Here is a 20367-nt window from a genome sequence, read left to right as displayed (position 1 = left end):
GAAGCGGTAAAACTACCATTAAAAATAATATCTACAAAAAATTAAATGGTTTTTAAAGCATCATTTACCAATTCTAAAACGGACTCAAACTGCTCTTTTTTATTTAAGTAAGAATTATCTATTTCTATTGCGTCATCAGCTATCACCAAAGGAGAATCTTCACGATGTGTATCAATATAATCTCTTTCGACTACATTCTTTAAAACATCTTCATATGAAACATTATCTCCTTTTTGCTGCAATTCATCAAAACGTCTTTGTGCGCGAGTTTCGGCACTGGCAGTCATGAATATTTTAAGTTCAGCATTAGGAAAAACAACAGTTCCTATATCTCTTCCGTCCATTACTATCGCTTTATTTTTTCCCATTTCCTGCTGTTGCTCTACTAATTTAGCACGCACTTCCGAAACTTCTGCAACTTTACTTACATAATTTGAAACTTCAATAGTTCGAATTTGTTTTTCAACGTTTTCATTATTCAAATACATTTCGGCAAAACCTAATTCAGTATTAAACTTAAATTCTAACTGAATCTTTGACAAAGCATTTATCAAAGCATTTTTATCAAAAAAATCAACTCCAATAAACTTATTCTGCATAGCAAAATAAGCTACCGCACGATACATTGCTCCAGTATCTACATATACATATTCAAGTTCTTTTGCCAATTGTTTTGCTAATGTACTTTTTCCTGTTGATGAAAATCCGTCGATAGCAATTGTAATTTTTTTCAATTTTTTATGTTTTAATTTTTATTCCTAAAAGCCTCTAGTAATAAATACTCATTAAAATATCAGATTCTGAGTTATCTATAATTTCAGCCATTCTTTCAAAATATTTCTTGTTGACCATTGGACAGCCAAAGCTGTTACAAATGTAACCATCTTTCTCTTTATACGGAACATCATAATAGTAATGAAAAACAATATCTCGCTTAAAAGCATTACTATTAGTTGAATCTAAACCATGCATTCTATATGCTTTTCCGAACTTTCCAACATAAGAATTTCCTATCGAATACCTGCCTAATGAAGTACTTAAGGAATTTGGCACATTACTAAATTTAAGTTTCCCCTTAGTTGTTGTTTCAGAACCTGAACCATGAGCTACCAAACCTTGATCTATAATTTTATTTGTTTTTAAATCATAAACAAAGAATCGATTTTTACCCGAAGGTATTTTCATATCAATTAAAAACACAATATCCTGATTGTATTTCGAATCTTTCTTAAGCAACTTTTTTATTTCATTTACCTGAGAACTAAATCTTTCTTCATTTTTCTCTTTTTCTTTCAAGTTCACATTTCTGCAAACAAATTTATAAACCGCAAATGCTAAGAGAATAAAAACTGCGACAAATAATATCTTTTTCATAAACAACTAAGGCAAAAAAAATCCTTTTAAAATCGAAAACACAATTGTTTACAATTATAAAAGGACTATACTTTTTAAAGTACTGGTAACTATTATTTTAATAATAAATATCTAAGATAATATTCGACTTAGAACTATCAATTATTTTTTCAATTCGTTTAAAGAACTGCTCATTCACCATTGGACAACCGTGACTATTACTAATATAATAATCTTGTTCGTCATAAGGAACCGCAGAATAGTAATGTAAAACAATTGCTCTTTTTAAAGCATTATTGTTAGATTCTTCTAAACCGTTTAATCGATATGCTTTTCCAAAAATCCCTTTATAGCATTTTTCAACAACATATCTGCCTAACGCAGTACAATTGGAGTTTGGTGTATTACTAAATCTAAGCAACCCTTTTATTCCAGTTTCTGAACCAGAACCATGCGCAACAAGCCCTTGATCTAAAACCTTGTTGTTTTCTAAATCGTATACAAAGAAGCGATTTTTTCCAGAAGGCACTTTCATATCAATCAAAAAAGCAATTTTTGTATTGTACTTTTTATCGATAGTAATCATGTTTCTTATATCGCCTATTCTGCTGTTGATTCTTTCAATTTCTAAACTGGTAATAGATTCTTCTTTGAAGTAATGGTTTGTGCCCGTAAAAAACCCCACAGTCATAAACAAAAATAAACTAAATATTTTCATACAAATTATTGAAAATTTAAAATTAGACCAAAAAGACTTGTATTCGCCGCCAATGTGTATCTCGAATATGAATAATTAAATTTTAATTTATTCATTTTCAGACCAAATCCTAATGAAACTCCTGAAAAATTACGTTTTTCTTCTACTCGTAATTCTTCCCCTCTTCTAAAATTATATCCTAAACGCAGATTTATTGCTTTTTTGGGAAATAGCTCCACACCAAAAACAACATGCCTTAAAGCGTTATTAACAAACGAAACTTTCTCGCTGCTTGTCGATCCATCGATATTAGTTTCACCTCGAACGGGATTCGAAAATGAAATATTCCATTGTTGCAAATTCTCTAATGTAAGATGCCAGCGAATAGGAATATGTTCTAATTCTTGCGATGCTCCTGCAGTAATTTCAAAGGGCAAATTTTCCTGTATTCCTGAGTAGGTTGTAAATTGTGTACCAATATTACGGATTACTAAAGCCAAATTTACGTTATTTTTTTCAAATATATACAAAAAACCTAAATCAATAGCACCTCCAACAGAATTATAACTCTCTAAAGTTGAAGTTATTAACTTAACATTAGCTCCAATATGAAGATCTGTATACGGAACATTATAGGCATATCCCAGCGATAATGCACCTTCACTTCCTCTAAAATCCGATGTTGACTGCCCATTTTCATCGTAACCTTCAAATGATCCGTAGTTTACATAATTAACTCCGGCATAAAATGTTTGCACGTGTCGGTCATAGGTATAAGCATACGAAGCACTTCCATAAGAAGCTTGTCCGTAGTAATTTCCATAATTTAAAGCCAAGTGATTATCCATTTCGTCGTTTAAAACTGCAGGATTAGACATTGCCTGATTAACGTCTTCATCATAAATAGTGATCGTTTTACCTCCTAAAGCCGCCTGCCTAGGTGATGCTGTCAAATTTAAAAATTGATAGGTGTAACGCCCGCCAACTTGTCCGAAAGAAACCGAACAAACGAATATCACAAAAAATAAAACAAAATGTTTTAGCATTCTTTTCTTGGCGTTCCTATATGGGAATAACGCAGTTGCGAAGGTAAAATTATAAACCTAAAAAAATAAACTACATTAAAAAAAAAATCCAAATCCCAATCTTAATTAAAAATTGGAATTTGGATTTTAAATAATTTAATACTTCAATTTGAAGTTTTTATTTCAATACTTTGGCATTTTTTACATTTTGATCTGTAAGTGCTAATGCCAATACTTCGCTCATTTCTTTTACATAATGAAAAGTAAGCCCTTCTAGATATTCCGCTTTAATTTCATCAATATCACTTTTATTCTCGTGACATAAAATGATTTCTTTAATACCTGCTCTTTTTGCTGCTAAGATTTTTTCTTTAATTCCGCCAACAGGTAATACTTTACCACGAAGTGTTATTTCTCCTGTCATAGCAAGATTTTTCTTCACTTTCTTTTGTGTCAATAACGAAACTAATGAAGTCAGCATTGCAATACCTGCACTTGGACCATCTTTTGGAGTTGCTCCTTCCGGCACGTGCAAGTGAATATTGTATTTTTGAAATAGCTCAATTCCTAAACCTAACTTTTTAGCATTTGCTTTGATGTATTCTAGAGCAATTGTAGCAGATTCTTTCATTACATTACCAAGGTTTCCTGTAATAGTCAAAGCACCTTTTCCTTCAGAAATCAATGATTCTATAAATAAAATATCTCCTCCAACACTTGTCCACGCTAAACCTGTTACAACTCCTGCAACATCATTATTCTCGTATTTATCACGCTCTAATCTTGGTACACCCAAAACTTTTACGATATCTTCGTCTGTAACTTTTTTGTTATACTCCTCTTCCATCGCAACAGCTTTTGCTGCGTTACGAATTACTTGAGCAATTTTAGTTTCTAAGTTACGAACACCTGATTCTCTGGTATAACCTTCAACAATTTTTTCTAATTGTTTTTTTCCAATAGTTAGATCTTTAGAAGTTAATCCATGTGCTTCTAATTGTTTTGGAAAAAGATGTCTTTTAGCAATTTCTACTTTTTCTTCAATTGTATAACCAGACATTTTTATAACTTCCATTCTATCACGCAATGCTGGCTGAATCGCCGCCATATTGTTTGAAGTAGCAATAAACATAACTTTAGATAAATCATATCCCATTTCTAGGAAATTATCATAAAAAGCATTGTTTTGCTCTGGATCTAAAACTTCTAATAATGCAGATGAAGGATCGCCGCTGTTTCCGTTTGATAACTTATCGATTTCGTCTAAAATGAAAACCGGATTTGATGTTCCTGCTTTTTTCAAACTCTGAATAATTCTTCCCGGCATAGCACCAATATACGTTTTTCTATGTCCGCGAATCTCCGCTTCGTCACGTAAACCACCTAATGAAATACGAACATACTCACGGCCTAAAGCTTCTGCAACTGAACGTCCGATAGAAGTTTTTCCAACTCCCGGAGGCCCTGTTAAACATATAATTGGAGATTTCATATCATTTCGCAATTTTAAAACTGCCAAATGCTCAATCATTCTTTTCTTAACTTCATCAAGACCAAAGTGATCTTTATCTAATATTTTTTGAGCGTGCTTTAAATCAAATTTATCTTTAGAATATTCGCCCCAAGGCAATTCTAAAAACAACTCTAAATAATTGCGCTGAATTCCAAAATCAGGAGATTGTGGATTCATGCGGCGCATTTTAGATAATTCTTTCTCGAAATGTTTCTGCGTTTTTTCGTCCCATTTTTTGGTTTTCGCTTTCTGCCCCATTTCGTCCATTTCTTCTTCCTGCGAAACACCTCCCAATTCTTCTTGGATGGTTTTCATTTGCTGGTGAAGAAAATACTCGCGCTGCTGCTGATCTAAATCAAAACGAACTTTTGACTGGATGTCATTTTTTAATTCCAGCTTTTGCAGCTCAACGTTCATATAACGTAAAGTTTCAAGAGCTCTGTCTTTTAGTCCATTTATAGATAACAAACCTTGTTTTTCTTTTACGGATAAATTCATATTCGAAGAAACAAAATTGATCAAAAACGACTGGCTTTCAATGTTTTTTATCGCAAATGTTGCTTCTGATGGAATATTTGGACTTTCTTTTATAATTTGAATTGCCAATTCTTTTACAGAATCTAAGATCGCAGTAAACTCGGTGTCATTTTCGTCTGGACGTTCTTCTGATACTTCTTTGATTGTAGCAGTTATATAAGGCTCTTCTGAAACAACTTCGTCAATTTCAAAACGTTTTTTTCCTTGCAAAATAACGGTTACATTTCCGTCAGGCATCTTTAAAACACGTAAAATTCGTGCTACAGTTCCTATTTTATGAATATCATCTTTTGATGGATCTTCGTCTTCTTCGTTAATTTGAGAAACTACACCAATAATTTTTCCGCCTGCATTGGCATCATTTATCAGTTTAATTGATTTGTCTCTTCCTGCAGAAATTGGAATTACAACTCCTGGAAATAAAACGGTATTACGTAATGGCAAAATTGGAAGCGAAACAGGAAGTTCTTCATTGTTCATTTCCTCCTCGTCCTCTGGAGTTAATAATGGAATTAATTCTGCTTCTGAATCAAATTCTTGAAGTGACAGATTGTCAATAGTGAGTATTTTATGATTTGACATAATAATATATAAGTCGTTTTGTCATTAAAAGTTTAATCCAAATTGCAAATGGAGCATAAAAGATTATAATTTCTATTAAGTACTGCAGTTACAAGATAGGCCATAAAATTAGACAATCATTATGCCAAATCCAAAATAGTCAGTTTTGAATTTTATATTTTAACTAGTATTTGCATTTATTTCTAAAAAAAATAAAATTATTTTTATAAAACTGTAACAAACAAAAAAAAGCACCGTCCTTATAAAAAACTAGCAACCATTACTTGAGTATAACTAATCAAAATATCGAAGAATTAATTGCACTTTGTAAAAACAATAATCAAAAGGCTCAATTCGAAATTTACAACCGCTATTCTAAAGCTATGTACAACGTAGCTTATAGAATTGTAAAGGACGAACATTTTGCACAAGACGTCATGCAGGAAGGTTTTTTGAAAGCTTTTACAAAGATTAACGATTACAAACAGGAAGTAGCGTTTGGAGCTTGGCTCAAAAAAATTGTAATTAATTATAGTATTGATTTTTACAAAAAAAACAATGCTTTCCAAATGGAAGACCTGAACAAAACACTTTATAAGATTGAAGAAGATAATTCTATTTTATCTGAAAACATCGATCTCAATTCACTTAAAGTACAACAGGTTTTAGACACAATTTCAGGTTTAAAAGATAATTACCGAATGGTTCTAACCTTATTTTATATTGAAGGTTACGATCAGGAAGAGATCTGTGAAATTTTAAATATTAGTTATGCTAATTGTAGAACAACGTTGAGCAGAGCTAAAGAAAGTTTACGAAAAAAATTAGAAGATTTATGAGATCGCCGTTTAAAAAATGTTTGTGTACACAAACGCCGGTAAATAAAATGCGATACAATATAACACTTCTAAAAAAATAAATTTTGGATATTATGAAAAAGGAAAATGACGAATTAGATCAATTGTTTAACAAGTTTGAAAACCAATGGGATGTTCGCGAAATGAGCTCAGATCATCAAGTTGACTTTTTAAACAAATTAAACAAAAAACAACCTAAGAGAAAAAATTATGCTGTTTGGGCAATTGCTGCTTCAATAGTTCTGTTTTTGGGAGTATCAATATTTTACAACAATAATGAGAAACCGAAAGAACTAAAATTTGCTTCAAATGAGACAAAACGCACGGATTCTATCTTTAGTATTTTGATTAAAAATGAGCTGGTTAAATTAAAAGAAAAGAACTCTCCAGAAAATGAGCAAATTATAAATGATGCTTTAAAACAAATGAAAGTCTTTGATGCTGACTACGAAAAAATCATTAAAGAGCTTCAGAAGAATGGAGAAAACAAACAAATTATCTATGCTATGATCAGCAACCTGCAAACCAGAATCTCTTTTTTGCAGACTGTTTTACAGCGAATCGAAGAAAACGAAAACTTAAAAAATACTTCTCATGAAAAAACTTTATAACTTACTTTTTTTACTTCTTTTGATTCCTTTTTTAGGTTTTTCAAATGACGGTACTTATATCACAAAACAAAAAAACATTAAAAAAACATATATCGTAAACTCAAATGCGGGTATCGATATTGAAAACAAATACGGAAACATCTCTGTCTCGACTTGGGATGAAGATAAAATAGATCTTGATATCACGATAAAAGTTAACGGACCAAATGAAAATTGGGTTAACGAAAAATTAAACAATATTGATGTTAACATTACGGCTCTAAAGTCAATGGTTACTGCGGTAACTTCAATTGGAACTTCTTCGTATAAAAGCAAAGGGAGCAATAATAGTTTTGAAATTAATTATGTCATAAAAATTCCGAAAAACGGCTCTGTTAAACTGCTTAATAAATACGGAAATATCGCAACTGAAAACATTTTTGGAGCTGCAGATATTGCCTGCAGATATGGTAAAATTTCTTTAGGAAAGTTAAACAGTTCAACCAATAACGTAAAAATAGAATATTGTCAAAACTCAACTATTGATTATATCAAAAACGGGAATATTGAAGCAAGGTATTCTGGATTAAAAATTAACGAATCAGGTAATTTAAATTTAGATACTAATTATACAGATTTAGTAATTCTTGAAGGACAAAACATAAAATACGACTGTAATTATGGAACGTTTAAATTTCAGAAAATAAACTCCTTCTCTGGTGCAGGAAACTATCTGACCATATCTATTGGTGAGATTTCAAATAGCGTTAATTTGGATACTAACTATAGTAAAATCAATATTTCGACTATAACAAGCAAGGCAAATAATGTCAATATAAACTCTGGTTATTCTGATGTTTATTTGGGATATGACATGAATTATTCTTTTGATTTTGATATTAATACAAGATACGGAGGCATCAAAAGCGACAATTCTCTAGATGTTTTGGTCAATGAAACTAAAAATACAAGTAAAAGAATCAGCGGGTTTAATAAAAAGAAAGGTCAAAATAAGGTTACTATTAATTCTAATTACGGAAACGTAACACTAAACAAAAAACAATAATCATAAAAATTTAAAGAAATGAAAAAATTATCTCTATTAGTAGCTTGTGGTGCATTTTTAATTGGTTTTATGGCTAATGCGCAATCTGAAAAAATAAACGGAAACGGTAAAGTTGTTACTGAAACAAGATCAACAGCCGGCTATGATGCAATAAAAATTGCGGGCTCTTTTGATGTTGATTTGGTTGCTGGAAAAGAAGGAAAAATTATCGTAAAGGGTGAAGAAAATATTCTATCTGCAATCATAGTTGAAGTTGAAGAAAATACATTAAAAATTTATACAAAGAAAAACACTAACATCCGTTCTAGTATAGGCAAAAAAGTTGAAGTGACAATTCCGTTTGAGAAAATATCAGAGCTGACTCTTTCTGGTTCTGGAAATATTAAATCAAAAGATATTATCAAAAACGATTCGTTTTTAGCGAAACTTTCTGGATCAGGAAATTTTAGTCTAGCGGTTGATTCAAATTCTTTTGAATTAAACTTAAGCGGATCAGGAAATGTAAATTTAAAAGGAAACGCTGATAACTTTACTACAAAACTTTCAGGTTCTGGCGACATCGATGCAAGTGCTTTAAAATCTAAAAATGTAGTCGTGAATGTTTCGGGTTCTGGAAACAGTAAAGTAAATTGTAACGAAAGTTTGACTGCTCGAGTTTCTGGCTCAGGTGATATTAAATATACTGGAAATCCTGAGAAACGTGATGTAAAAGTTTCTGGATCAGGAAATATTTCAAAAGTATAATACAATGAATGTCACGAATTTTTATTCATCATCAATCAATAACAAATTCTAATTCGTGACATTTTAATTTTTATAAGGCGTTTTATTAATTTAAAACGTCTTTTTTATGCACTCTTCTTAATAAGAAAATCGATGTTACAAAGAAAACTGCTAAAATAACAATTGCTGCACGAGGACTTCCTGTTATTTGATCGATAATTCCGTAAACACACATTCCTATTACAATTCCTATTTTTTCAGCAACATCATAAAAACTAAAAAACGAAGCTGTATCTTCTGTTTCTGGTAAGAGCTTTGAATACGTCGAACGTGACAACGCCTGAATTCCGCCCATGACAAAACCGGCAACTGTTGCCATAACATAAAAATGCATTGGCAATATTATAAAATAAGCCAAGGCGCAAAAAGCTGCCCAAATGGCATTAATAAAAATCAGGGTTGGAATATTTCCAAATTTTTCGGAAGCTCTCGAAGTTAAAACCGCACCCACAACAGCTACCAGCTGAATTATCAAAATGCAAATTATTAAACCAATAGTGCTTTCTTCTTTTGACGACCATTGAATTTCCTGTGCTCCAAAATAAGTTGCAACCAGCATTACGGTTTGTACAGCCATACTTGAAACAAAAAAACCACCTAAATAACGTCGTAAAGGAACATTTTCATTCAGTAAACCCCAAACCTTTTTCAATTCTTTGAAGCCATTAAAAACGACAGATTTTGTTAGTTTTTCGCCTTTTTCTTTTCTCCCTTTTGGTAAATAATAATACGTATACTGACTAAATAATATCCACCAAACTCCTACCATGATAAAAGAATAACGCATAGCTTTCATTGCTGGTTCTGGACCAGAAATATTAAACCATTCCGGCTTCATAATCATCGCTAAATTGATAATCAATAAAATAACGCTTCCTATGTAACCTAAAGAATATCCTTTTGCACTAATTCTATCTTGTTGTTCTTCAAAAGCAATATCTGGTAAATATGAATTGTAAAAAACTAAACTTCCCCAATATCCTAATAATCCAAAGAAGTAAAATGCCAATCCGATATAAATATCTGTTAATTCAAACCAATATAATCCCATGCAGGATAATGCTCCTAAATAACAGAAAAACTTCATAAAGGATTTTTTATTTCCTACATAATCTGCAATACCTGATAATAGAGGTGAAATAAAAGAAACAACTAAAAATGCTGCTGCGGTAATAAAACTAATTAGTGCTGAATTCTTTAGATGAAGCCCAAAAACATCAATGTAATGATCTCTTTTTGAAAATAATGCTTCATAAAAAATGGGAAATACTGCGGATGCTATTGTAAGCGTATAAACAGAATTTGCCCAATCATAAAATGCCCAGGCGTTTAACAATTTTTTATCGCCTTTTTTTAATTCTTTCATAGAAATGGTTTTGTTAACAGGCTACGAATTTATCTCTTTTTTATGATAATCAAATAGAATTTCAATAAATCATGTATTAATAAATTATAAACAAGGCTATTGTGTAATGTCATCTATAGAAATAAAAAAGCCGTCCAAAAATCTGGACAGCTTTCAAATTATCTTTGTAGTGTTTTGTTTTTATTTAATAACTCCAACTTTCAATGCCGTAGCTTTTGCTTCTGGAATTAATGCTTTTAAGTTGGCAATTCTAGTGGCATCAGAAGGGTGCGTACTCATAAATTCTGGTGTTCCAGACGCACCTGATTTTGCCGACATTCTACTCCAAAATGCAATGGCATCATCTGGATTGTAACCTGCAATTGCCATTAAAGTAAGTCCAATTTTATCTGCTTCACTTTCATTGCTTCTGCTAAACGGAAGCATTACTCCTACTTGTGAACCTACTCCATATGCTTGTGCAAAAATATCTCTTGTCGATTGCGATTTACCGCTTGTAGCCGCATCTAAAGCTGCTCCGCCAATTTGCTGCAATTGTGCTGCACTCATTCTTTGTGCTCCATGATTAGCCAAAGCGTGTGAAACTTCGTGTCCCATAACAGTTGCTAAACCAGATTCATTCTGTGTAACTGGCAAAATTCCTGAATAAACTACGATTTTTCCTCCTGGCATACACCAAGCATTTACCTCTTTATTATCTACCAATTTATATTCCCATCGGTAGTCTTTTAGATATTGAGATTGTCCCAAATAGGTTAAGTATTTTTCGGCCGCAGCTTTTATTTTAATACCAACTTTCTCTACTAATTTTGCATCGGCTGTTCCTGTTATTACTTTATTTTCAGAAATAAACTGACTGTATTGCTGAAAAGAAGAGGGAAATAATTCACTATTTGAAACAAAATTTAAATTCTTCTTTCCTGTCACTGGATTGGTTGCACATCCAACAAAAAGAGCCGCACATAACCCTAGTAATAATTGCTTTTTCATGATTCTGATATTTTTCAACATACAAAAATACAATAATTATTAATTTCGCTTTTATATAATTATTGACTAATTTATCAGAATTAACTTATTCTCCAGTTATGTGAAGTTCATTAAAACCTTTTTCAACAATTAAAAACTGATTGGATTCAAAAGCAATTTTATCAAATTGTATTTTTTCATTGTCAATTTCAATCTCACTCACTTTAAATGGTAATCCAATCAAGTTTATTTTGTATTTGCTGTAAGGCGTATCATATTTACCTTCTTTATGAAGCTGAATAATCAATTCTTTTTCTTTTCCTACGGTTCTAAAAGATAGAAAGCTGTAACGCCCTTTTTTATAATCGTAACCATCTTGCGCATCTTCATAAACTACTGATTTTTCTTTTCCATTTTTATAGTATACATCAAGTGTTAATTCATCAAACTCTAATTCTCCAACATATTGCTGCACTGGATATTTTGGAATTACTGCACCTGCTTTTACAAAAACTGGAATTTCATCAAATTTAGTATCAATCCACACTTCACGTCCTCCAACTGAAAATTCATTTGTCCAGTAATTATACCATTCTCCTCTTGGAATATACATACGTCTTCCTACTGCGTTTGGCTCAAGAATTGGGCAGACTAATATTTGATTTCCAAAGATAAATTCGTCGTTGCGATAATGCGTTTGTGTATCATCTTGATCGAAATAAACTAATGGTTTCAACATTGGAATTCCTTCTTCGATATACTGCCAAAACATGGTATATAAATACGGAAGTAATTGATACCGTAAGCTTACAAATTTTCTAGTAATGTTAATCACTTCTTCATCAAAAGCCCAAGGTTCTTGATTACCATGATCTCCTGAGGAATGTGTTCTGCAAAACGGATGAAATACGCCTAACTGAATCCAGCGTGCATACAATTCGCCTGTTGGCTGCTCGGCAAAACCACCAATATCAGAACCTGTAAATCCCATTCCTGAAATTGACATTCTTTGTACCTGAATATTAGCAATCCATAAATGTTCCCAAGTTGCTACGTTATCTCCTGTCCAAGATGATGTATAACGCTGTGCTCCTGAATAAGCTGACCTTGTAATAACAAAGGGACGTTTAGGATAGGCAAAACGCTTTACACCATGATAGGTCGCTCTTGCCATTTGAGTTCCGTAAATATTATGTGCTTTTCTATGGCTGCAAGGGTTTCCGTCGTAAACATGGCGAACATCCATTGGAAATGTTTTATTTGGAACTTCCATAACAGCTGGTTCATTCATATCATTCCAAACTCCTTTTACTCCAATTTCAGCCACTAATTCCTTAAATAATCCTGCCCACCATTCTCTAACTGCTGGGTTTGTATAATCTGGAAAATTACATTCGCCTGGCCATACTTTTCCTTTCATATAAGGTCCGTCGGCTCTTTTACAGAAATAATCTTTCTCCAAAGCTTCTTTATAAACCCAATAATCTTGATCAATTTTAATTCCCGGATCTATAATAACTACCGTTTTAAAACCATCTTCGGCTAGTTCGGCAACCATTCTTTTGGGATCTGGAAAATAATTTTTATTCCATGTAAAACATCGAAATCCTTCCATATAATCAATATCCAAATAAATGGCATCACACGGAATTTTAAGTTCTCTAAATTTTGAAGTGATTTCTTTTACTTTACTTTCAGGATAATAACTCCATTTACATTGATGATATCCTAAAACCCAAAGCGGCGGAAGTTCTGGTTTACCAGTTAAATCTGTATAATTGGTCACCACATCCTGCATTTGCGGCCCGTAAATGAAATAATAATTCATTTCACCTCCTTCTGCCCAAAAACTAGTTACATTTCGCCTTTCCTGACAAAAATCAAAGAAAGTTCTAAATGTATTGTCGAAGAAAATACCATAGGATTGTTTGTTATGTAAACCTATATAAAAAGGAACTACTTTATAAAGCGGGTCTTGTTCTTTTTGATAAGCATATTGGTCAGTTGCAAAATTCTCTACTCTTTTGCCTTTTAAATTCATTTGAGTTGCTTTGTCTCCAAGTCCGTAAAAACATTCACCATCTTTAGATGATTTACTCATTTTTACGATATTTCCACCATATTCGTAGCTTTCTTCCCAATGAAAACCAAGCTCATCCTCAAGAATTAGAAAATCATTCAAATCGTAAATCGATAAACGAAGATCTGATTTTTGAATTTTACATTTTACTTTACTGGTTCTAATTTGAAAATAAGTTTCTTCTTCTGTTAGTTCAAGAAAATTATAACCATGAAGTTGGGATTTATCAATTGCATACGAAAAGTCGTTGCTGAAATACCCTTTTGTTGTAAAGCGAAATCGAATTAAACTATCTCTAAGGATAGTGACTTTTAAGATTACTTTATTATCTGTATTAAAAAAAATGGAATCGCCTTCGTGTTGAAAAGAGACGATTTTTGATGGATATAAATCGCCTTTGTATTCTAATGCCGTGTTTGTAATCATATCTCCAAATGAATTAATTATATAACGTTAACGCTCTTTCAAACTTACAAAAAAAGTTTATAAAGCCCTATGAATAAAAGGTTTATTCACGAAAACGTTTTTTCTGAATGGGTATTAGAATTCCTCTCAAAAAATCATCAATTTGATAATTTAAGAACGAAATACTAATAAAATAACTGTAAAATTTTAATTGCCTTATTTTTATGCAAAAGAAAAAACAGTAATACTTAAAGGCGGCAGAATTAATTCAACAGAAAATTCTCTTCCGTCATATGGTATTGCATCTGCTTTTACTACTTTAGAATTTCCAACATCGCTTCCTCCATAGACTGCTGCATCGCTGTTAAAAATTTCCTGTAATTTTCCTTTCTTTGGCACTCCTATTCTATAATTCTCACGTACAATCTGTGTAAAATTAAGAACCACAATAACATTTTCGTCAGGTTTGTTTCCTTTTCGAATATAGGACAAAACGGCATTTTGATGATCTGAGTAATTAATCCACTCAAAGCCTTCGCCTGTAAATTGCTTTTCGTATAAAGCAGGATATGATTTATACAGCAGATTTAAATCTGTAATTAGTTTTTTTATTCCAGAATGAAAATCATATTGAAGCAGATGCCAATCTAAACTATTCTCAAAATTCCACTCGCTCGTTTGACCAAATTCTGCTCCCATAAACAATAATTTTGCTCCAGGATGCGTGAACATATATCCGTACAATAATCTCAAATTGGCAAATCGCTGCCATTCATCGCCGGGCATTTTATAGATAAGAGATTTTTTTCCGTAAACTACTTCATCGTGCGAAAACGGAAGCATAAAATTTTCGGTGAAAGCATACGTCATCGAAAAAGTTAAATCATTTTGATGGTATTTTCTGTAAACTGTTTCTTTTTGAAAATACTCTAAAGTGTCGTGCATCCAACCCATCATCCATTTCATTCCAAAACCTAAACCACCTGTAAAAGTTGGTCTAGAAACCATTGGAAACGAAGTACTTTCTTCGGCAATAGTTTGTACTCCATCAAAATTAGCATAAATTACTTCGTTGAACTCTTTTAGAAAACTAATGGTATCTAGATTCTCTCTTCCGCCAAAAATATTAGGTTCCCACTCTCCATCTTCTCTTGAATAATCAAGATATAACATCGAAGCAACGGCATCAACCCTTAAACCATCGGCATGATAATTTTGAAGCCAAAAAACAGCATTACTAATCAAAAAGGCTCGAACTTCATTTCGCCCATAATTAAAAACCAAACTTTTCCAATCGGGATGATATCCTTTTCGGCGATCTGGATGTTCGTATAAGTGTGATCCATCAAAAAAGCCTAAACCGTGAGCGTCATCTGGAAAATGTGATGGAACCCAATCTAAAATTACTCCAATTCCTTCTTGATGCAGTTTATCAACTAAAACCATAAAATCCTGCGGTTTACCAAAACGCGATGTTGGCGCAAAATATCCAGTTAACTGATATCCCCACGAAGGATCATAAGGATACTCCATTATTGGCATGAACTCAACATGAGTAAAACCAGTTTCTTTAACATATTTAACTAAATCATCAGCAAGCTCCAAATAAGTTAAAAAACGGTTATTCTCGGCACGTTTCCATGAACCTAAATGCACTTCGTAAACAGAATAAGGTTTATCTAACGCATTATTCTGCTTACGATTCTGCATCCAGTTTTCGTCTTTCCATTTGTATTCCAAATCCCATACTACTGATGCTGTATGCGGAGGTTTCTCACAATACAGAGCAAATGGATCTGCTTTTTCAGTTACAATTCCGTCAATATTTGACTGAATTTTATATTTATAAAGAGCTCCTTTTGTAATTTCTGGAATGAAACCTTCCCAAATACCGGAGGAATCCCAACGCACATTTAAAACATGTTCTCCTTGAGTCCAATAATTGAAATCGCCTACCACCGAAACTGTCTGCGCAGTTGGAGCCCAAACGGCAAAGTAAACTCCTTTTACTCCATTAACTTCAATTAAATGAGCTCCCAACTTTTCATACAATTTGAAATGCTTTCCAGCTTTGAATAAATCAATATCAAAATCAGTAAATAGAGAATATGTAATTACTTTTGTCATATTTGTTTTTTAAGGCAATTGGAATTTATTTTTATTGGAAACTTATTTATAATTTATTCTATTCTGAAATTATCAGAAAGAACTGCGCCTTTTTTAATTACAACAATTCCGTCTTTTATGCTGTACAATTCATTGGTGAAATTGTCTAGATGTTTTCCGCCGCTAATATGAACATTGTTTCCAATTCTAACATTTTTATCGACTAAAGCATTCTTTATAAAACAGTTTTCACCAATACCAACATGAATTTTATTAATTGTACTCTCATGATTTAGTTCGTCAAGATCCTGATAGAAATCATTCCCCATAACATAACAATTTTCAAGTACCGTTCCTACTCCAATTCTAGAACGAATACCAATTACAGAACTCTTAATTTCTTTTGCATTAATAATACAGCCTTCAGAAATTAAGGATTGATCGACAATTGAATTTCTAAATTTCGACGGTGGCAATAATCTAGGTCTCGTAAAAATTTTATTCTCATTATCGAATAAATTAAACTCAGGAATATCCGCAGTCAAACCAATATTTGCTTCAAAAAAGGATTCGATATTTCCTATATCAGTCCAATAACCCTCATATTGATAACTTAGAATTTTATGCTTTCCAACGGCTTGCGGAATAATTTCTTTTCCAAAATCCTTTGTTTCTGGATTCGCCATTAATTCTTCTAACAATGGCTTATTAAAAATATAAATTCCCATTGAGGCAAGATACTTTTTACCTTTTTCCTGCATTTGTTCGCTTACTTCAGATTCCCAATCTGGTAATAATGATGGATCTGGTTTTTCGATAAAAGCTTCAATACAACTTTCATGATTCGTTTTTAAAATTCCAAACTCCGGAGCATCTTTAGCATTTACAGGAAGAGTTGCAATCGAAATAGCCGCATCGGCTGCAATATGAGCCTCCAGCATTTCATTAAAATCCATCTGATACAATTGATCACCAGAAAGAATTAACGCGTGATCAAAATCGTGTTTTAAAAAATGAGACATACATTGTCTAACAGCATCTGCAGTTCCTTGAAACCACGTTGGGTTATCTGGAGTTTGTTCAGCCGCTAAAATATCTACAAACGACTGGCTGAAAATACTAAAATTGAAGGTATTCTTGATATGCGCATTTAAAGATGCTGAATTAAACTGTGTTAGAACAAATATTTTAAAAATATCCGAATTAATACAATTTGAAATTGGAATATCGACTAATCTATATTTTCCGCCAATTGGCACTGCAGGTTTTGATCTCGTTTCGGTTAATGGAAATAAACGTGATCCTTGTCCTCCTCCTAAAATAATAGCAACTACATTTTTCTTTTTAAATTTCATTTTTCTCAATTATTAGGTTGTATATCTCGATGTATTCTTGGCAAACTCGTTCCCAGGAATGGTCAGCAGCCATTCCTCTTTCTAAAACTTTATTGAAATTTAATTTATTATTGTACAGCTTTACAGCCCGATTTATAGAATAACAGATATCTCCAACTGAAGCCTGATCATGGCAAATTCCGTTTCCTTCATCTCCAAAATCAGCAACCGTATCTCGTAAGCCTCCAGTTCTCCTAACTATCGGAATTGTTCCATAACGCATCGCATACATTTGATTTAATCCGCAAGGCTCAACTCTAGAAGGCATTAAAATATAATCTGAACCTGCGTAAATCAAATGCGCTAATTCTTCATTATAACCTATAAAAACATTGTAATTACCATTATAATCGTTTCTTAATTGCACCAACTGCTCTTCTATAACTGCATTTCCAGATCCTAAAATCAGAATATTAATATTTTCAAAATTTTCAGATAATGCTAAAGCTGAAGCTTGGGGTAATAAATCACCTCCTTTTTCCTCAAACAAACGGCCGATAAAACTAAATAGCGGTTTTTCAGGATCTAAATCAAACTGTTCGCAAAGTTTTTCCTTATTCTTTTGTTTTCCCGCTTCAAAAGTTTCTATAGAATAATTTGCGGTAATCATTTGATCTTTTAAAGGATCCCAAACTTCTATATCAATTCCATTTAAAATTCCCCTCGATTTACTGCGGACTGACTTGAACAAAGATTCCAAACCATTAGCGGCATGATTAATTTCATTTAAATAACTTGGAGACACTGTCGTTACAGCATTTGCACATTTTACACCAACTGCCAATGAATTAATAGAATTATTCCATTCTAAAAATCCAACATGCTTTAAAGCAAATTCTGGTAAATAATGCAGCTTATCAAATCCAAACCAGCCTTGATACAAACCATTATGAATTGTAATTACCGTTTTAACATTCTTCAAACTATCATACTTGTACGCAAATTGAACTAAAAACGGAATTAATCCAGTATGATGATCGTGACAATTTATAACATCTGGAACTGTATTTCGACAAATTATCCAATCTAAAACTGCTATCTGAAAAGCTAAAAAACGTTCTATATCATCTTCATAACCATAAACATTAGGGCGATCAAATAATTCATTTATTTCTACAAGGTATAACTCATACCCCAATTTGTTAGTTGTTTCTTTCAGAATACTAAATGGGAAATTAAAATTCCCAAGTTTAACTGTGCCCCAATGAACACATTCAAAGTCATTCTCTTTTCTAAACTTAGTATCATAACAAGGAACAATTACTCGTACCTGATGACCTGCATTAGTTTGGTATTTTGGCAATGCACCAACAACATCAGCTAGACCGCCAACTTTTGCCATTGGATAACATTCGGCACTAATATGAAATATTTCCATGTTAAAAATTATAACAAATTGTGAATTATTTTTCAGCAGTCCTATATAAATAGCTACTTTTATGTTTTTTAAATTTAGCAAAAAATAAACAGAATTAAGCCCACAAGTAAAATTTATTGATATGTCAAAAAAGACAAACAATCCTACTAAATCATTAAAAATTCCACAGTTTATTATTGTATCGTGTAAAATTTGTGCTTTAATTTCATCTAAACTAGTAACATCATATGCCGCAAAATTATTTACAACTCCCATAAAACATAAGGTTCCAAAACGAGAATTTGAGATGGATAAAAAAAGCATCCAAAACTTAATCTATGTTCCAGAAATAAACAAAAGTGTTGTTACGTATGAGTACGGCAAAAGTGAACGCAAAATTTTATTAGTTCATGGATGGTCAGGACGCGGCACCCAATTGTTTAAAATAGCCGACGAGCTTTTAGATAATGGTTACTCCGTAGTAAGTTTTGATGCTCCTGCACATGGAAAATCAAAAGGAAATACGACGATAATGTCTGAATTTATCGCTTCTATACTAGAAATAGAAAAACAATATGGTCCATTTGAATATGCAATTGGTCATTCTTTAGGCGGAATGTCGGTATTAAATGCAATTAAAGACGGCTTGAAGGTTAAAAAAGCAATTGTAATTGGAAGCGGAGATATTGTTCAGGATATTCTAGATGATTTTGTTGCTAAATTAGGTTTAAAACAAGTTATAAGCGAACGTCTTCGCGAGTTTTTTGAGAATAAATATCAAGTGAAAATGGATAATTTTTCAGCTTACAGAGCAGCTAAAAAAGTAAAAATACCCGTTTTGGTTATACACGATAATGATGATCCTGAAGTACCTGTAAAAGCTGGAATTCATATTCATCAAAATCTTGAAAATGGAGAATTATTCTTAACAGATGGTTTAGGGCATAGAAAAATTCTAGGAAATCAAGATGTAATTAAAAAGACTTTAGAATTCATCAAAAACTCTTAATTTTATAAGAATAAACGTTTTACCTGCTTAATTCAAAAAAAGAAAAAAATGGATTTATTTGGAGAAACATCAAATTGGAAAACTAAATTAGAACCCATTTTAGAGAAATATAAAGGGAAGAAACATCCTTTAGAATATAAGGACGCTTACCAATTATTGGTTATGGTTGTTTTATCAGCACAAGATTCTGATGCTAATATTAATAAAATAGCACCTGCTCTATTTGATAAATTTCCTTCATTAAATAGTCTTTCAAAAACAGATTTAGAAACATTCATTCCTTATATCAGTAAAGTTCGAAACTTCCAGACAAAAGCAAACTGGCTTTTAGAAATTGCAAAAACTATTCAAGAAGACAATAATATTCCATTAACTATGAGTGGCTTAACAGCCTTAAAAGGAATTGGAAGAAAATCTGCAAATGTAATTTTAAGAGAAACTAATAAGCCAGCTGAGGGCATTATTGCTGATTTACATGTAATTCGAGTGGCTCCAAGAATTGGAATTATTAAAGAAAGTAAAGACGGAAATAAAGTAGAAAAGGATCTCATGCAAATACTACCAAAAAATATTTGGTCTGAAATTGGCATGGCGATTTCTTTTCTTGGGAGAGAAACCTGCAGACCAAAACCTAAATGTGAAGAATGCCTTATAGCTGATGTATGTCACTACTATTTGCAAGAAGTAATCTAAAAAAAA

At 32.2% G+C, this 20367-nt stretch carries 17 protein-coding genes; 6 read left to right on the top strand and 11 right to left on the bottom strand.

Annotation, left to right across the window (positions count from 1 at the left end; translation table 11 throughout):
- Positions 1–41: 41 nt before the first annotated feature.
- From cmk to lon, 5 genes are all read right to left on the bottom strand, one after another.
- Entirely contained in the window at positions 42–734 is a 693-nt protein-coding gene (cmk, locus tag NLG42_RS15045) for a (d)CMP kinase (RefSeq protein WP_089056680.1), read from the bottom strand.
- Between the two features lie 34 nt (positions 735–768).
- A complete protein-coding gene (locus tag NLG42_RS15040; RefSeq protein ID WP_257681449.1) occupies positions 769–1374 on the bottom strand; it encodes a murein L,D-transpeptidase catalytic domain-containing protein in 606 nt (201 codons plus the stop codon).
- 97 nt (positions 1375–1471) lie between these two features.
- Complete coding sequence (locus NLG42_RS15035; RefSeq protein ID WP_089056678.1) at positions 1472–2071, bottom strand: murein L,D-transpeptidase catalytic domain-containing protein; 600 nt, start codon at positions 2069–2071, stop codon at positions 1472–1474.
- Between the two features lie 5 nt (positions 2072–2076).
- A complete protein-coding gene (gene porQ / locus NLG42_RS15030; RefSeq protein WP_089056677.1) occupies positions 2077–3096 on the bottom strand; it encodes a type IX secretion system protein PorQ in 1020 nt (339 codons plus the stop codon).
- Positions 3097–3253: 157 nt separating this feature from the next.
- Entirely contained in the window at positions 3254–5707 is a 2454-nt protein-coding gene (gene lon / locus NLG42_RS15025) for an endopeptidase La (RefSeq protein ID WP_089056676.1), read from the bottom strand.
- 263 nt (positions 5708–5970) lie between these two features.
- Here lon and NLG42_RS15020 point away from each other — a divergent pair, with 263 nt between their 5' ends.
- From NLG42_RS15020 to NLG42_RS15005, 4 genes are all read left to right on the top strand, one after another.
- The gene (locus NLG42_RS15020; protein WP_089056675.1) at positions 5971–6525 is read left to right on the top strand and encodes an RNA polymerase sigma factor; all 555 of its coding nucleotides are present in this window, start codon (positions 5971–5973) and stop codon (positions 6523–6525) included.
- A 92-nt stretch (positions 6526–6617) separates the two neighbouring features.
- Positions 6618–7154, top strand: coding sequence for an anti-sigma factor (locus tag NLG42_RS15015; RefSeq protein ID WP_257681448.1), 537 nt, complete (start codon positions 6618–6620; stop codon positions 7152–7154).
- Complete coding sequence (locus NLG42_RS15010) at positions 7138–8199, top strand: DUF4097 family beta strand repeat-containing protein (RefSeq protein ID WP_089056673.1); 1062 nt, start codon at positions 7138–7140, stop codon at positions 8197–8199. The genes NLG42_RS15015 and NLG42_RS15010 overlap by 17 nt, the downstream gene beginning before the upstream one ends.
- A gap of 18 nt (positions 8200–8217) precedes the next feature.
- Positions 8218–8943 carry a head GIN domain-containing protein gene (locus NLG42_RS15005; protein WP_257681447.1) on the top strand — a complete coding sequence of 242 codons (726 nt, stop codon included), beginning with the start codon at positions 8218–8220 and terminating at the stop codon, positions 8941–8943.
- 85 nt (positions 8944–9028) lie between these two features.
- Here the strand turns inward: NLG42_RS15005 and NLG42_RS15000 are convergent, their stop codons facing one another.
- The 6 genes from NLG42_RS15000 to NLG42_RS14975 form a co-directional block, all read right to left on the bottom strand.
- Positions 9029–10348: an MFS transporter gene (locus tag NLG42_RS15000; RefSeq protein WP_099718112.1), complete on the bottom strand. Its 1320-nt coding sequence runs from the start codon at positions 10346–10348 to the stop codon at positions 9029–9031.
- 180 nt (positions 10349–10528) lie between these two features.
- Positions 10529–11338, bottom strand: a complete 810-nt coding sequence (locus tag NLG42_RS14995; RefSeq protein WP_089056670.1) for a M48 family metallopeptidase — start codon at positions 11336–11338, stop codon at positions 10529–10531.
- An 85-nt stretch (positions 11339–11423) separates the two neighbouring features.
- Complete coding sequence (locus NLG42_RS14990; RefSeq protein WP_089056669.1) at positions 11424–13823, bottom strand: glycoside hydrolase family 31 protein; 2400 nt, start codon at positions 13821–13823, stop codon at positions 11424–11426.
- A gap of 201 nt (positions 13824–14024) precedes the next feature.
- Positions 14025–15929 (bottom strand): 1,4-alpha-glucan branching protein GlgB, encoded by a 1905-nt coding sequence (gene glgB / locus NLG42_RS14985; RefSeq protein WP_257681446.1) that lies wholly within the window; start codon positions 15927–15929, stop codon positions 14025–14027.
- A 53-nt stretch (positions 15930–15982) separates the two neighbouring features.
- On the bottom strand, positions 15983–17263 hold the full coding sequence (locus NLG42_RS14980; RefSeq protein WP_099719573.1) for a glucose-1-phosphate adenylyltransferase: 1281 nt from the start codon (positions 17261–17263) through the stop codon (positions 15983–15985).
- On the bottom strand, positions 17253–18680 hold the full coding sequence (locus NLG42_RS14975; RefSeq protein ID WP_257681445.1) for a glycogen synthase: 1428 nt from the start codon (positions 18678–18680) through the stop codon (positions 17253–17255). The genes NLG42_RS14980 and NLG42_RS14975 overlap by 11 nt, the downstream gene beginning before the upstream one ends.
- Before the next feature lie 121 nt (positions 18681–18801).
- On the opposite strand from NLG42_RS14975, the gene NLG42_RS14970 reads away from it, so the two are divergent.
- Complete coding sequence (locus NLG42_RS14970) at positions 18802–19668, top strand: alpha/beta fold hydrolase (RefSeq protein ID WP_257681444.1); 867 nt, start codon at positions 18802–18804, stop codon at positions 19666–19668.
- A 48-nt stretch (positions 19669–19716) separates the two neighbouring features.
- Complete coding sequence (locus NLG42_RS14965; RefSeq protein WP_257681443.1) at positions 19717–20361, top strand: endonuclease III domain-containing protein; 645 nt, start codon at positions 19717–19719, stop codon at positions 20359–20361.
- The last annotated feature ends 6 nt before the right edge of the window (positions 20362–20367 follow it).

The sequence above is a fragment of the Flavobacterium plurextorum genome (genome assembly GCF_024638035.1).
Lineage (GTDB): Bacteria > Bacteroidota > Bacteroidia > Flavobacteriales > Flavobacteriaceae > Flavobacterium > Flavobacterium plurextorum.
The sequence above is the reverse complement of the archived record's forward strand: the minus strand, read 5'-3'. Positions and strand labels throughout refer to the sequence as shown.